Origin of the sequence: Kitasatospora sp. A2-31 (assembly GCF_022288725.1) — a bacterium.
Lineage (GTDB): Bacteria > Actinomycetota > Actinomycetes > Streptomycetales > Streptomycetaceae > Kitasatospora.
This window is the reverse complement of sequence record NZ_JAKNTA010000002.1, coordinates 813,882-827,232: the sequence shown is the minus strand read 5'-3', so window position 1 is coordinate 827,232 and position 13,351 is coordinate 813,882. Positions and strand designations below refer to the sequence as shown.

At 73.9% G+C, this 13,351-nt stretch carries 11 protein-coding genes and 1 pseudogene; 6 read left to right on the top strand and 6 right to left on the bottom strand.

Translation table 11 applies throughout. From position 1 onward, the window contains the following. Positions 1-63: 63 nt before the first annotated feature. Entirely contained in the window at positions 64-1,833 is a 1,770-nt protein-coding gene (locus tag MCM47_RS08635; RefSeq protein WP_238859985.1) for a cation:proton antiporter, read from the bottom strand. 285 nt (positions 1,834-2,118) lie between these two features. Between MCM47_RS08635 and MCM47_RS08630 the strand changes: the two genes are divergently transcribed. From MCM47_RS08630 to MCM47_RS08620, 3 genes are all read left to right on the top strand, one after another. Then, positions 2,119-3,429: a cytochrome P450 gene (locus MCM47_RS08630; RefSeq protein WP_238859984.1), complete on the top strand. Its 1,311-nt coding sequence runs from the start codon at positions 2,119-2,121 to the stop codon at positions 3,427-3,429. Between the two features lie 61 nt (positions 3,430-3,490). Then, positions 3,491-3,874, top strand: coding sequence for a VOC family protein (locus tag MCM47_RS08625; protein ID WP_238859983.1), 384 nt, complete (start codon positions 3,491-3,493; stop codon positions 3,872-3,874). Positions 3,875-4,032: 158 nt separating this feature from the next. After that, on the top strand, positions 4,033-5,193 hold the full coding sequence (locus tag MCM47_RS08620) for a hypothetical protein (RefSeq protein WP_238859982.1): 1,161 nt from the start codon (positions 4,033-4,035) through the stop codon (positions 5,191-5,193). A 71-nt stretch (positions 5,194-5,264) separates the two neighbouring features. Here the strand turns inward: MCM47_RS08620 and MCM47_RS08615 are convergent, their stop codons facing one another. The 4 genes from MCM47_RS08615 to MCM47_RS08600 form a co-directional block, all read right to left on the bottom strand. Further along, positions 5,265-6,044: an HAD-IIA family hydrolase gene (locus MCM47_RS08615; protein ID WP_238859981.1), complete on the bottom strand. Its 780-nt coding sequence runs from the start codon at positions 6,042-6,044 to the stop codon at positions 5,265-5,267. Positions 6,045-6,359: 315 nt separating this feature from the next. After that, complete coding sequence (locus tag MCM47_RS08610; protein ID WP_238859980.1) at positions 6,360-7,391, bottom strand: nitronate monooxygenase family protein; 1,032 nt, start codon at positions 7,389-7,391, stop codon at positions 6,360-6,362. Positions 7,392-7,497: 106 nt separating this feature from the next. Beyond that, positions 7,498-8,772, bottom strand: a complete 1,275-nt coding sequence (locus MCM47_RS08605; RefSeq protein ID WP_305067945.1) for a molybdopterin molybdotransferase MoeA — start codon at positions 8,770-8,772, stop codon at positions 7,498-7,500. Continuing rightward, positions 8,769-9,104, bottom strand: coding sequence for a DUF6457 domain-containing protein (locus MCM47_RS08600; RefSeq protein WP_308222301.1), 336 nt, complete (start codon positions 9,102-9,104; stop codon positions 8,769-8,771). The genes MCM47_RS08605 and MCM47_RS08600 overlap by 4 nt, the downstream gene beginning before the upstream one ends. Positions 9,105-9,556: 452 nt before the next feature. Between MCM47_RS08600 and fdhD the strand changes: the two genes are divergently transcribed. Beyond that, a complete protein-coding gene (gene fdhD, locus MCM47_RS08595) occupies positions 9,557-10,396 on the top strand; it encodes a formate dehydrogenase accessory sulfurtransferase FdhD (protein ID WP_238859979.1) in 840 nt (279 codons plus the stop codon). Between the two features lie 115 nt (positions 10,397-10,511). Here the strand turns inward: fdhD and MCM47_RS08590 are convergent. Continuing rightward, a pseudogene (locus tag MCM47_RS08590) lies at positions 10,512-11,098 on the bottom strand (lytic polysaccharide monooxygenase). Between the two features lie 325 nt (positions 11,099-11,423). Here MCM47_RS08590 and MCM47_RS08585 point away from each other — a divergent pair. Further along, on the top strand, positions 11,424-12,299 hold the full coding sequence (locus MCM47_RS08585; protein WP_238859978.1) for an aminoglycoside phosphotransferase family protein: 876 nt from the start codon (positions 11,424-11,426) through the stop codon (positions 12,297-12,299). 400 nt (positions 12,300-12,699) lie between these two features. Further along, positions 12,700-13,305, top strand: coding sequence for a restriction endonuclease (locus tag MCM47_RS08580; protein ID WP_238859977.1), 606 nt, complete (start codon positions 12,700-12,702; stop codon positions 13,303-13,305). Positions 13,306-13,351: the final 46 nt, after the last annotated feature.

The following is a 13,351-nucleotide window of genomic DNA, read 5'->3' as shown; positions in this document are numbered from 1 at the left end:
GCCCCGGTCTCGTCGCGCGCGCGGGCCGCACCTAGGTCGTCCGGCGGACTCCGGAGCGTCCGCTCAGCCCGGTGCGGGCAGTCGGTCAGGACCGAGGAGGACCAGGACGTCCCCGGCCCGCTCCTCGGGCGGACCGCCCTCGGTCACCGGGGCCAGCGAACCGTCGGCCCGCACCAGGAACAGCAGGTCGTGCCCGGCCGGGATGCCGTCCGCGCCCGGCCGCGTCACGACCGGCGCCCCCTGGGCGTGGCGCCGGGCCAGCACCGGCCTGGTCAGCGAGGTTCCGAAGAGGATCTCCCCGCCCGTGTACGGCGCCACCACCCCGTGGCTGCCGTGGGGCGGCCCCAGCCGGAAGACCGGGCCCTCGACGCTGCCCTGCAGGATCGTCGCGGCGAGCGCGTTGAAGTCGTCCTCGTCGGTGAGCAGCAGCACGGCCGTGATCCCCTCCAGCTCGGCGCCCTGCCCGGTTACCGCCGCCAACAGCTCGCCGGGCGCCAGTTCGAGCTCGGACTCCCTGATCAGCTCGCGCTCCGGTTCGTGGCCCGCCCACATCAGGACGTCCAGGCCCGCCGACCGCAGTGCCCGGCCCAGCTCCACCACCCAGTGGGCACCACCGACCAGCAACGGCCGTGACCGGGCGCGGCGTCTGACGCCGAGCAGCCTCGACGCCGGCACCGCGGTGAAGCCGTAGACCGCCACCGTGGCGACGATGACCAGGAAGGTGACGGGAAGGATGTCGGAAGCCCCGGCGACGTCCTTCTGGACCAGCGTGGCGGAGAACGTCGACGCGGTGGCGGCCGCGACGATGCCGCGCGGCGCCATCCACCCGACGAAACCGCGTTCGCCGCGACCGAGGTCCGTCCGCACCGTGGCGAGCGCCGCCACCAGCGGCCTGACCACGAGGACCAGGACCGCGACCAGACCGAGGCCCGGGAGCACCACGCCCTGGAGCGAGTCAGGGTCGATCGTCGCCGAGATGGAGATGAAGAGCAGCCCGATGATCAGCTGCACGAGCGTCTCGAAGAACGGATTGCGCGAGGGCACGTCGAAGGCCGGGAGGTTGGCGACGGCCACCCCCATGGCCACCGCCGCGATCAGCCCGGTGTCGTCGCGCAGCACGTCACAGACCGCTGCGGTGCCGATCACCGTGGCGAGCTGAACCGACGTGCCGAGCGGCTCGGGGATCCGGAACCTGCTCAGCAACAGCCAGAGCAGCGCCGTTCCCACCAAGGCCCCGACCAGCCCCACCACGACGCTCAGCAGCAGCTCGCCGATCCGCTCGCCCAGGACGGGGCGGGTGCTCGCGACCACCGAGTGGAAGACCAGCGCGCCCAGGATGGCGCCGATCGGGTCGATCAGCGATCCCTCCCAGATGAGGATCCACTGGAGCCGTTCCACCGGCCGCACGAAGCCGAGCAGCGGCCCCACGACCGTCGGACCGCTGACCACGAGGATCGCCCCGAGCATCAGCGCCGCCCTGGCGGACATCCCGAGGAAGGCCGCCGCGAGCAGGGCTGCGGAGAAGAGTGTGACGACCGTGCCGAGCAGGAGGAGCCGCACCACCACTCGCCGGTTGTGCCCCTGGAGGTGCTTCAGGTCCAGGCCGAGACCGGCGTCGTAGAGGATCAGCGCCACCGAGAGCGACACCAGCGGGGGGAACGCCGCGCCCAGGAGGGCGTCGGGGTCGATGTCGTCGGTGAACACGCCGGCGCCGAAGCCGACCGGGAGGAGGACGATCAGGGCGGGGATGCGCAGCCACCTCGCCAGCACCTGCGAACCGACCGCGAGCACGGCGATCAGCCCCAGGCCCAGGAGGATCTGGTCGGTGGTCATGGATTCGCACTGTGCTGGTGTCGTCACGGCGAGTCAAGCACGACACAGCCGGGGAAGCCGGAGCGCCGTACCGCCACACGCTCGCCACCGCGGACGGCCGGTCCCGTGGGCCGGCACCACCGCATGTCCTCGGGCCCCGGCCGAACGGGCGCGGCGGGGTGGTCCACGTGATGCCCCGGACTCTACTGATCGGCGCTGACACGCTCGTTCGCGGCCAGGGCGGCCGGCGTCCGCCGTCGACGGCATCCTGGCGCGCCGCCGCGGTCTGTCGTACCGTCGGGCGCTGTGATCCTCGACCAGGCACAGGTGAACCGGATCTTCCTGCCCGCGACGTACGCCGAGGGCGTGCCGTACGAGCTCTTCCGGGAGCTGCGGAGTGCGGCCCCGGTGTGGTGGGTGGAGGAGCCGGCGGTGGGTCCGTGGCCGGCCGGGCCCGGGTACTGGGCAGTGCTGCGGCACGCTGACGTCAAGCACGTCCTCCGCAGCCCGGACGTGTTCTCCTCCCACCTGGGCGCCACCCAGATCCGGGACCCGGACTCCCCCGCCGAGCTGGACTTCGCCCGGACGATGATGCTCAACCAGGATCCGCCGGACCACGCCCGGCTGCGCCGGATCGTCGCGGGCGCCTTCACGCCGCGCGCCCTGCGGGAGTTGGCCGTCGGCATCGAACACCACACGGCGACCGCCGTCCGGGAGGTGCGGGCGCACGGGGAGGCGGACGTCGTCCGCCTGGTCGCCGACCTCCCGGTGCGGACCCTCGCCTGCATCATGGGCGTACCGGAGCAGGACCGCGGGCTGCTGCAGGACTGGGCGAACCGGGTGATCGGCTACCAGGACGCCGACTACGCGCACTCCGGCAGCGTCGACCCCGCCGCGCTCACCGACACCGGCCGGGCGGCCCTCGCGCACCGCCCCACCACCTGGACGGCGCCGGACGGCCGACCGGTGAACCCGCGGTCCCGCGCCGCCCTGGCCGACATGTTCGCCTACGCCCACGCGCTCGCCGAGCGGCCGCGCCCCGGCAGCATGCTCGCCCGGATGCGGGAAGGCGGGCTGGGGACCGCGGAGTTCGAGACGATGTTCTTCCTCTTCGCGGTGGCCGGCAACGAGACGGTGCGCAACGCCCTGCCGGGCGGCCTGTACTCCCTGCTCGGCCACCCCGAGCAGTACCGGCTGCTGCGGCGGCGACCGGAGTCGGTCGCCTCGGCCGTCGAGGAGATGCTGCGCTACTGGCCGCCGGTGGTGGACTTCCGGCGTACCGCCACGCGGGACGTCGAGCTGGGCGGCCGGCGGATCCGGCGCGGCGAGAAGGTGGTGGTCTACCACGCCTCCGCCAACCGGGACGAGACGGTGTTCCCGGACCCGGACCGCTTCGACGTCACCCGCACGCCGAACGACCACGTCAGCTTCGGCTACGGCCCGCACTTCTGTGTCGGCGCGCAGCTGGCGCGCCTGCAGATGACGTCGATGCTCGGCCGTCTCCTCACCGAACTGCCCGAACTGACCCTGGCTCCGGGGCCCGCGCCCGCCCGGCTGGTGTCGAACTTCCAGAACGGCCTCAAGCACCTGCACGTCCGGTGGCGCCCCCGCGGCTGACCCGGCGGCCCGGACGGCCCGTCGGTGGCGCCGGACATGGAAGTCGGGAAGGATCGCGGGCATGGTTTCGGTGGTGCAGAACGTGGCGGTCGACTGTGCGGACGCCTACGAGTTGGCCCGGTTCTGGAGCCGGGTGACCGGCCGTCCGCTGGATCCGGAGAGCCGACCGGGTGACCGGGAGACCCGGGTGCTGCTGGCGGAGGGCCCGGTGCTGTACTTCAACCAGGTGCCCGAGCCGAAGAGGATCAAGAACCGGATCCACCTGTGCCTGCGCCCCGAGACCTCGCGCGATCAGGAGGTGGAGCGGCTGCTGGGCCTCGGGGCCGCCCTCGTCGCCGACCACCGCAATCCCGACGGCTCCGGCTGGGCGGTCCTCGCCGACCCGGAGGGCAACGAGTTCTGCGTGCTGCGCAGCGATTCCGACCGGACCGCACGGAACCCCTGAGGCTCACGAACCGCCCCGGCCGTCCCCGATGACGAACGCCTCTCCCTGGAAAGCGTGACCAAGGGGTGAGGATTGTGACGGGAAGGTGATCGAAGATGGGGAAGCAGGCGGACGTTCACACCTAGGATCGGAGGATCATCTGATCATGGGGGGTACGGGTGCGCAGCGGTTTCGGGCTTCGGGGCACTGCTCTTCTGCTGGCCGCTGCCGCGCTGGCCGGCTGTGACAGCCAGGGCGGACGGGAGCAGCCGCAGGAGCGAGTCGCACCCGCGTGGACCGGGCCGCAGATCGCCGGACCGGGGCGGGTGGTGCTCGCCTGGTGCGACAGGTTCGTCGCAGCCTCACCGACCACGCCCGATGCCCGGGTGCACGTGGTCACCGTCGCCGCGTACGCGGTGACGGACGGGGGCGAGGTGGCCCGTCAGGTCGCCACCCTGCCCGACGGTGGCGCGTCGGACTCCCTGTGCGATCCGACGCACCCCTGGCTCTCCGCCGCGGCGGAACGACAGGCTTTCAACGACGACTTCACCCTGCTCGCCGGAACCGTTCCCGGGCCGGGCCGCAAGGGCAGGGTCGCCACGGCCTTCTCCGTGTCCGGCGGCGCGCCGCTGTCCGGCGGGTCGGGGTCGGCAGCGGACGACCGCGCGCCCCTGTTCCAGAGCGGCACCTCGACCCTCTGGTACGTGACCGGCGACCGCCACCTCACCGGCCGCGACCTGAAACACCCCTCGGCCGCACCGACCGACCACGGCACCGCGCCCGGTCAGAGCTTCTTCCTCGCCGGGGAGCAGGCCTGGGTACGCATGCCGCTGGAGGTGAAGCCCGATCAAGCGGCGGTGGCACCCGGCGGCACCGTCGCCGTGGGCGGCAACCTGCTGTGGCGACGCACCGATCCGGCGGCGTCCTTCGCCGATCAGTACGTCGAGCCGGTCGTCCTCGGGCCTGCGGTCAACGGCCGGACGTCGCTGCCCGGTTCGGAGGCGGTGCCGGCGTGCGCCGCCCGGCTCTGGTTCGACGACCGCTCGCTGCTGTGCAATGCCCGCAGCACCCTCCTCCGGGTGACGTTCGCCCCGGACCACAGCCAGGTCGACGAGGTCGGGACGCTGATACCCGAGGAGCAGGCGCTCATCCGCGGCGCGGTCCTGTCCTCGGACGGCCGGTCCTTGGCGTTCCTTCGGGACCGGGCCGGCACCGTGGACCTCTACCGGCTCGACCTGTCCGCCGGTTCGGCGCCGGTTCGGATCGCGTCCCTCACCGCCCAGGCCCCCACCGGCTCGGACGGAGACGGGAACGATGTGCGTGTGATCGCCTGGCAGTAGGTGGGCCCGGCTTCCTTGCGGGTGGACACCGGACCCCTCGACCCAAGCACCGGAGCATCGGCAGAGCCGGCTCAGCCCTGGCGTAGCCGTGACAGCAGGTCCGGGAGGTCTGCCACCGAGTCGAGGACGTGGTCCGGCCGGCCGCTGCCCTGCCGGGGCCCGCCCGACGCAGCCTTGCCCGTGCGGACGAGCACGCCGGTGATTCCGCACCTCTGCGCGGCCAGCACGTCGGACTCGATGTCGTCGCCGACCATGACCGCGTCCTCCGCCGCTGCGCCGAGATGCGCGAGGGCGCCGGCGAAGAACGCCTCGGCCGGTTTGCCGAGCACCTCGGCCCGGACGTCCGCCGCGAACTCGAGCCCGGCGACGAAGGCGCCACTGTCGAGTTGCAGTCCCGCGCCGGTGCGCCAGTAGGCGCTGCGGTGCATCGCGACCAGCCGCGCTCCCTCTTGGAGCGCGGCGAACGCCCGGTTGAGCGCCTCGTACCCGAACTCGGGGTCGGCCCCGCCGATCAGCACCACCTCGGCGTCCTCCGGCCGCTCCACGAGCTCCACGGCGGCCAGGTCCTCGCCGATGTCGCCGCTGTTGAGCAGCAGGCACCGGGAGCCCGCGAGCCGGGCGGCGCTCGCCGCGGGAGCGGTGAGGACGGATTCGATGCCGACGGGGAAGCCGGCCTCCGCGAGGGTCGCGGCGATCGAACGCCTCGTGCGGGAGGTGGTGTTGGTCAGCAGGACGAAGGGCACGCCGGCGGCGCGGAGTCCCTGCACGGCCGACACGGCGCCGGGCAGTGGCTCCCAGTCGACCGTGAGCACGCCGTCGATGTCGAGCAGAACCGCTTCGCCCCGTCGCATGCCCCGACACTAGCGTCGCCCCTCGCCGGCCGACCGCGCGGCGCGCGGCACGGGAGCCCGGGACGGGACTCGCCGGGCGGGGTCGGCCGCGAGCCGCGAGCTGCCAGCTGCCGGCTGCGAGCCCCGGCGGCAGGGACCCGGCGGTCCGCGCCACACGAACGTGTTCAGCCGACACCCCGGGTCCTAAGCGCAGACCGCTCGGAGCCCCCACGATGCCCGACGCCGAACCCGCCCGCTCGGCACTGCGACGCGGCGTCAGTCGCGACCGGACGGTTCGAGACCCTGCTCGACGACACCCCGGTACCGCCACCGGCATCACCGTCCGGCGGCAAGGCGGGTGAGGGTCCTGGCGGCGGGTTCGTCGCGGGCATGGCGGTAGCCGGTGCCCGCCCACAGGTGGATCAGCTCGGTGTCGTTCGCGGCCGTGGCCGCCTTGCGCAAGGGGCTGGTGAGGTGGTGGACGGCCGGGTAGCCGAGCGGCGCGGCCTGTTCGTAGGTGTCGGTGAAACGGTTGCGCAGAGCGCGGGCGGGGCGGCCGGTGAAGGCACGGGTCAGTGTCGTGTCCGTGAACGCCGGGTCGGCCAGGGCGGCCTTGTACGGTGCGGAGGCGCCGCTCTCGTGGGTGCGGAGCAGGACGGTCCCGACCATCACGGCGTCGGCGCCGGCCCGCAGGGCGGCCGCGGTGTCCGCGGGGGTGGCGATACCGCCTGCGGCGATCACCGGCAGCGGGGCGGCGTGCCGGACGTCGCCGACCAGGTCGGGCAGCGGGGTCTGGACGAGGGGGCGGGAAGGGGTGAGGGTGGCGGAGTGTCCGCCGGCTGCGGCGGCCTGGACGATCAGCAGGTCCGCCCCCTTCTCGGCGGCGGCAAGCGCTTCCGCCGGGGTGGTGACGGTCTGGGCGACGAGACTGCCAACGTCCTGGAGCGCGCGGACGGTCTCGGGGTGAGGCATGCCGAAGGTGAACGAGACGAGGGGCACGGGCGCCTTGAGGAGAAGGGCGAGCTTCTCCTCCCAGGCGTCGTCGTCCTCGGTCACGTTCTCGGCGGGGAGGGTGAGGTGGAAGCGGTCGGCCTCCCGCTGCAGAACGCGGGCGTACGTGCGGTACGCGTCCGGTGCGACGGGGACGGGATTGGGGGCGAAGAGGTTGACGCCGAACACCGCACGGCTGGCACGGACCCGGGCGATCTGGGCGGCGAGGTCGGCAGCGGTCCTGTAGCCGCCGGCCAGGAAGCCGAGACCACCGACCCGCGCTGCGGCCTCGACGAGGGCCGGGGTGCCGGCGCCGCCGGCCATCGGGGCGGCCCAGACGGGCAGGTCCGTGCGGAGGGGTGTCAGATCGCGGGTCATGACGAACTCCTGTCCCCCGCCCTGCCGCCGAAACCACGCCGGCCTGCAACGACACCCTGTCGGCCGGGCCGGGCCGCCCCGTTCGACGGGCCCGGACCGGGCCGGTTCAGCGATCGGGGACGGTGATGACCTCCACGAGGGCGCCCGGGGGGAGGCCGCCCGGGGGGACGGCGGCGAGGGCGTCGGCGAGGGCGAGCCCGCGGAGCATCGCCGGGCCGCTGAAGGTGACCGGGGTGGCCGTCCCGTCGGTGAGGCGGACGGGCAGCAGGCGGGTGTCGTGCGGATGCCCGGGGAGGTCGGTCGCGGCGTGGAGGAGGCGGACCGGCGGGTCGGTGCGGCCGCCCAGGCGCTGGAGGAGCGGCGTGGCCAGGGTGACGGTGCCCGCGACCGCGGCCAAGGGGTTGCCGGGCAGGCCGACCAGGTGGCGGGGCCGCCCCGCTCCGGTGGCCGGTGGCAGTTCGGCCAGGAGCATCGGGTGGCCCGGGCGGACGGCGACGGAGCCGACGCGGACGGTCGCGCCGACCTCGGCGAGGGCGCGGTGCAGGAAGTCGACCGGTCCGGCGGCGGTGCTACCGGTGGTGACGAGCACGGTGGCCGGGGAGTTCCGGAGCGCCTCGCCGAGCGCGGCGAGGTCATCGGCCACGCGGCGGACATCGATCACGTCGGCGCCCGCGGCGCGCAGCCACGGCGGCAGGAGCGGGCCGAGCGCGTCGCGTATCCGGCCGTCGGCGGGCCGGCCGGATTCCAGCAACTCATCGCCGAGAACGAGCAGTTCGACGGTCGGGCGGCGGTGGACGGCGAGCGCGTCGTAGCCGGCGGCCGCGGCCAGACCGAGGACGGCGGGGGTGACGGCGGTGCCGGCGGCCAGGAGCGGCTCGCCGCGGCGGCACTCCTGGCCGCGCGGCCGGATGTCGCGGCGCAGCGGCAGCGGGTCCGGCGCGTGGCGGTGCAGCAGGCCGTCGACCGGGTGCGGGGCGCCGTCCTCGCGGCGTAGCACGGCGGTCGCACCGCACGGGAGTTGGGCGCCGGTGGCGATGGGGACGGCGGTTCCGTCGGGCAGCGGCTCGGGGCGGACGCCGGCCAGGACGGTCCGGCCGGGCGGCATTCTCCAGGGGCCCGGGCCGGCGACGGCCCAGCCGTCCATCGCGGAGGTGTCGAAGGGCGGCAGGTCGGTGAGAGCGGTCAGCGGTTCGGCGAGGGCGTGGCCGAGCGCGTCGGAGAGGGTGCGGATGACGGCGGGCATGGGGCGGCCCGCGCTGTCGCGGGCGGTGTCCCGTGCCTCCTCCCACGGGACGGCGGGGCGCGGCGTCGGGCCGGCTCTGCGGGGGCCGGGTCGGGGAGCGGCGACGGGCCGGGCGTCGGCTCCGATCGCGTTGGTCATACGGGCCCGCTCCCGGCCTGCCCGGTCCCGGTCCCGGCCTGGGCCTGGGCCTGCGCCACAGGCTCGGGCTCGGGCTCGGGCTCGGGCTCGGCCGATCGTTGCTCGACCGTCCACTGCTCGGCGAGGGCCGCGGCCTTGCGGTTGGCCTCGGCGACCGCGGCGGGCCCGCCGCCCGTCTGCGCGGCGGCGTAGCCGACCAGGAAGGCGGTGAGCGGGGCTGCGGGACGGGCCACGCCGTGGGCGACGACCTTGGTCATGTCGAGCAGCCCCGCCACGTCGATGTCGAGGTCGACCCCCAGGCCGGCCTTGACCGCGTCGAGCCAGTCCTTCATCCGGTGCACCCTTCTGCGTTCATCGGTCGTTCAGGACGGCGCTTTCCCGCACTCCCCCGCTCTCAAGGAATTCTGCCCGGCGACCATCATCGACACCTCCGCCGAGGCCCGTCAAGAACGCATGACCGGTCAAGCCCGTGACCAGGAGAGTACGCCTGCCGATTCCCCAATCACCGTGTGTTCGAGTGGATTTGGCGCATCCCCTCGATCCCACAAATCACGATCACCGAATTCCCGGAGGATTCACGCCGATCATTCCAGAAATCTGCAGCCCGACTTCCGCCGACGAATTCGAAAGCCCCCCGATGAAGAGGGACAATGGGAAAGCGGCCCGGCTCCCCGTACCCGCGCGTCCCCGCGACACGCCACCGGCCGTAGGCTTGCCGTGCCCGGCGATCACGACCCGGCGCGGCCGCCGGGGCGGCACCGGCAACAGACGAAGGAGCGAGACCATGGGGCGAGTGACCGTGCGACGGCGGGTGCTGCGCATCCGGGACGGAGCGCACTCCCACCGCCCCGACACCCTGGCGGCCGAGGAGCCGATGGAGATCCGCGTCAACGGGCGCCCGCTCACCGTGACCATGCGCACCCCCGGCGACGACTTCGACCTCGCGGCCGGCTTCCTGGTGAGCGAGGGAGCCCTGCACTCCGCCGACGACCTGGCGGCCATCCGGTACTGCGCGGGCGCCACGGCCGACGGCAGCAACACCTACAACGTCGTGGACATCGCGCTCGCCCCGGGCGTGCCCGCGCCCGACGCCTCGCTGGAGCGCAACTTCTACACCACCTCGTCCTGCGGGCTCTGCGGCAAGGCCAGCCTCGACGCCGTCCGCACCACGGCGGCCTGGTCCGTGGACGAGGACCCGCTGCGCACCACGCCCGCCGTACTCGCCGCCCTTCCCGACCGGCTGCGGGCGGCCCAGCGGGTCTTCGACACCACCGGCGGTCTGCACGCGGCCGGGCTCTTCTCCGCGGACGGCGAGCTCCTCTGCCTGCGCGAGGACGTGGGCCGGCACAACGCGGTGGACAAGGTGGTCGGCCACGCGCTGCGCGAGGGCATGCTGCCACTGCGCGGGACGGTACTGATGGTGAGCGGCCGAGCCTCGTTCGAGCTGGTGCAGAAGGCGGTGATGGCCGGGATCCCGATGCTGGCGGCCGTCTCCGCCCCCTCCTCCCTCGCCGTCGACCTCGCCGCCGAAAGCGGGCTGACGCTGGTCGGCTTCCTGCGCGGGGCGTCGATGAACGTCTACACGGGCGCCGAGCGTCTGGAGCCGGCGCCCGTCGCGTCCTGAGACCCGCCCCGGCCCGTGCGGGGATGGCGCGGGGCGACGCGGGGCGACGCGGGGCCGCGCAGGGTTGGAGCCGGTGCGGGGGCAGTCCGCACCGGCTCCGCCCCTGCTACGCGGCTCAGAACAGGACGTCCGTGCAGGAGTAGAAGGCGTTGGCCGTGTCGGCGATCTCCCAGACCGCGACCACCACGTGGTGCCCGGTGCGGCCCGTGGGGAGGGTCGCGGTGTGGGTGGTCGTGGCCGCGGGCTGGCGGCCGTTGTAGGGGACGGTCAGGAACGGGGTGAGGTCGAGGCCGGCCCGGGTGATCTTCTGGGCCGGGTCGTAACCAGGCTTGGTCAGGTAGTACTTGAAGTTCGTGGTCGCATGCCTGGCCTCGATCTCCCAGGTGAACTTGAGCTGCTGGCCGGCCGTCACCTTCGTGGTCGGCCAGGTGCCGTTCCGGGGGTTGTCGAGCGGCGCCCAGCGGGCGTCGGCTCCGGCGCAGATGGTCCCGTCGGCGGGCCCCTGCTCGGGAAGCCCTTCGGACCCTCGACGCTCTGCGGTTCCCATTGGATGTCGCCGCAGTCGGTGACGACGCCCGCGCCGCAGAGCGCGGAACGGCTGGGCGGGAGGTTGATGAAGCCGTGCGACTGGGCCGGCAAGGCCGTCGCGAGCGGGACGGCCGCGGCCGCCAGAACGGCACCGACGATGTGACGCCTGCGCATGGTGCTCCTCCGTGGGGGTGGATGGAGAGTGCGAGTGCGAGTACGGATATGGGTACGAGGAGGCCCGGCACAGAGAGCGCGTGGGGGTGCGCCTGCCACGGATCTCTTGGCGTGTCTGCGCCAGAGCGGCGCCCCACACCCTAGGCTCCACCCACCGACTCCGTCAATGGTCTGGACCAAAGGCCGGAGTGGATCTGACGTCAAACCCTCTGCAATACAAGCAAGTTGTGGACGGGCGCGGCTCGGAAACGCGGAGAGCAGGTCTCCGGAGACCGTCGATTAATCGATGCCGCACAGCCCGCCTCCCGACTAGCATCGCCGACCTATGATGCATGCGAACGAGACCCCCACCGACCCGGCGCTGGTGACGCGCCTGCTGGCCCAGCAGTTCCCGCAGTGGGCACACCTGCCCGTCCGGGTGATCCAGTCCGCCGGCACCGACAACGCGATCTACCGCCTCGGCGACGACCTGGCCGTCCGGCTGCCCAGGCTCGAAGCAGCCGTCGAGCAGGTGGAGTTCGAGCAGACCTGGCTCCCGCGACTGGCCCCCCTCCTGCCCGTCGCCGTCCCCGAGCGGATCGCCGTCGGACAGCCGGGACTCGGCTACCCCTTCCCGTGGGCGGTCAGCCGGTGGATCGACGGCGCGCACCTGACGGAGGAGGACCGCGCCGACCACCGGTTCGCCCGGGACCTCGGCGAGTTCGTGGCGGCGCTGCGCGCAGCCGATCCCACCGGCGCCCCGCGCGGCTACCGCGGCGTGCCGCTGCGCAGCCGCGACACGTCGGTGCGCGAATGGACGGCCAAGGCGGCGGACGTGATCGACGCTCCCGCCGTACTCGCCGCCTGGGAGCACGCGCTCGCCCAGCCGGAGTGGGACGGGCCGCCGGTCTGGGCGCACGGCGACCTCATCCCCGGCAACGTCCTGGCCGACGGCGGCCGGCTGCAGGCGGTGATCGACTTCGGGACGGCCGGCGTGGGCGACCCGTCCTGCGACGCCATCGCGGCCTGGACGCTGCTGACCGCCGAGACCCGCCGGACCTTCCGTACGGCGGGAGGCTTCGACGAGGCAAGTTGGGCTCGCGGCCGGGGCTGGGCGCTCACCTTCGTCAGCGGGATCGACTACTACCGCGACAGCAATCCGCCCATGGCGGAGCTCGGACTGCGCGCCGTCGCCGAGGTCCTCGCCGACCACGCCGGCTGAGCGGGAGGTCCGGTTCGGCGGCGGGCCCACCCGGGCCGAAGCCGTGCCGGAGCCGAACCGAGCCGGAGCGGTGCCACGCCGAAGCCGTGCCGCGCCGGTCCGGCTGATCCCGACCGAACCCGATCCCCACTGAACCGAACCGAACCGAACCGAGCCGAACTGGGCCGAACCGAGCCCAAGTCGGAGCGGAACGCCGACCGTTCGATCGACGCGCCGGCCGGACGCCGCCCCCGTGCGCCCGTGCGCGCTTCCTGCGCCACCCGTGACGGCTGGTGTCATGAATCGTTCGACTGCCGGCTGAATCACGGGGGTACGGGTGGGATCGCGCAGACCACCGGCGCGTCGTCGACGTCCGGGGAAGAGCGGCGGCGAGTCCGCCGTTGCACTGCTGTCGGGCGCCGTGTTCGCCCTCGGCCTCGCACTCGCGCTGGTCCGCTGGCTGCTCGCCCACTGGTGGATCCCGCTCCTGCTGCTGGTGGCGGGCGGAGCCGTCGCCGCGGTGGTGGTCCGGGCCCGGCTGGCGGAGCAGGCCGCGGCCCTGGAACGGCAGCGGCGCCTGCGGCTCGCCCTCACCGGCCCCGGCGGCCTGGACCACATGGGCCACCGGGCCTTCGAGTTCGCCGTGCGGGACCTCCTGCGCCGCGACGGCTGCCGCGCGGAGCAGGTCGGCGGTGGCGGTGATCAGAGCGCGGACGTCCTCGCCACGGACCCGATGGGGCGGCGCTGGGTCCTGCAGTGCAAGCACAAGCAGGACCCGGTCGGTGGCGCGGCGGTCGGCGTGGGAGTGCTGTACGCGCTGGTCGGCGCCAACGAGCGCGTGCACCGGGCCCAGGTGCCCGTCGTCGTCACCAACGGCAGGTTCTCGGCGCCGGCGGTGCGGTGGGGCCTCGACCAGAACGTCGCCCTCGTCGACCGCGCGCTCCTCGGCCGCTGGGCCTCCAGCGGCCTGCCGCTCTGGGAACTGCTCCCCCGGATCCCGGCACCGCGCAGCGGTCACCGCCACTGAGCCGGCGAGCCGGTCACCGCTCCGGCCACGCCACCGCCCCCCAGAG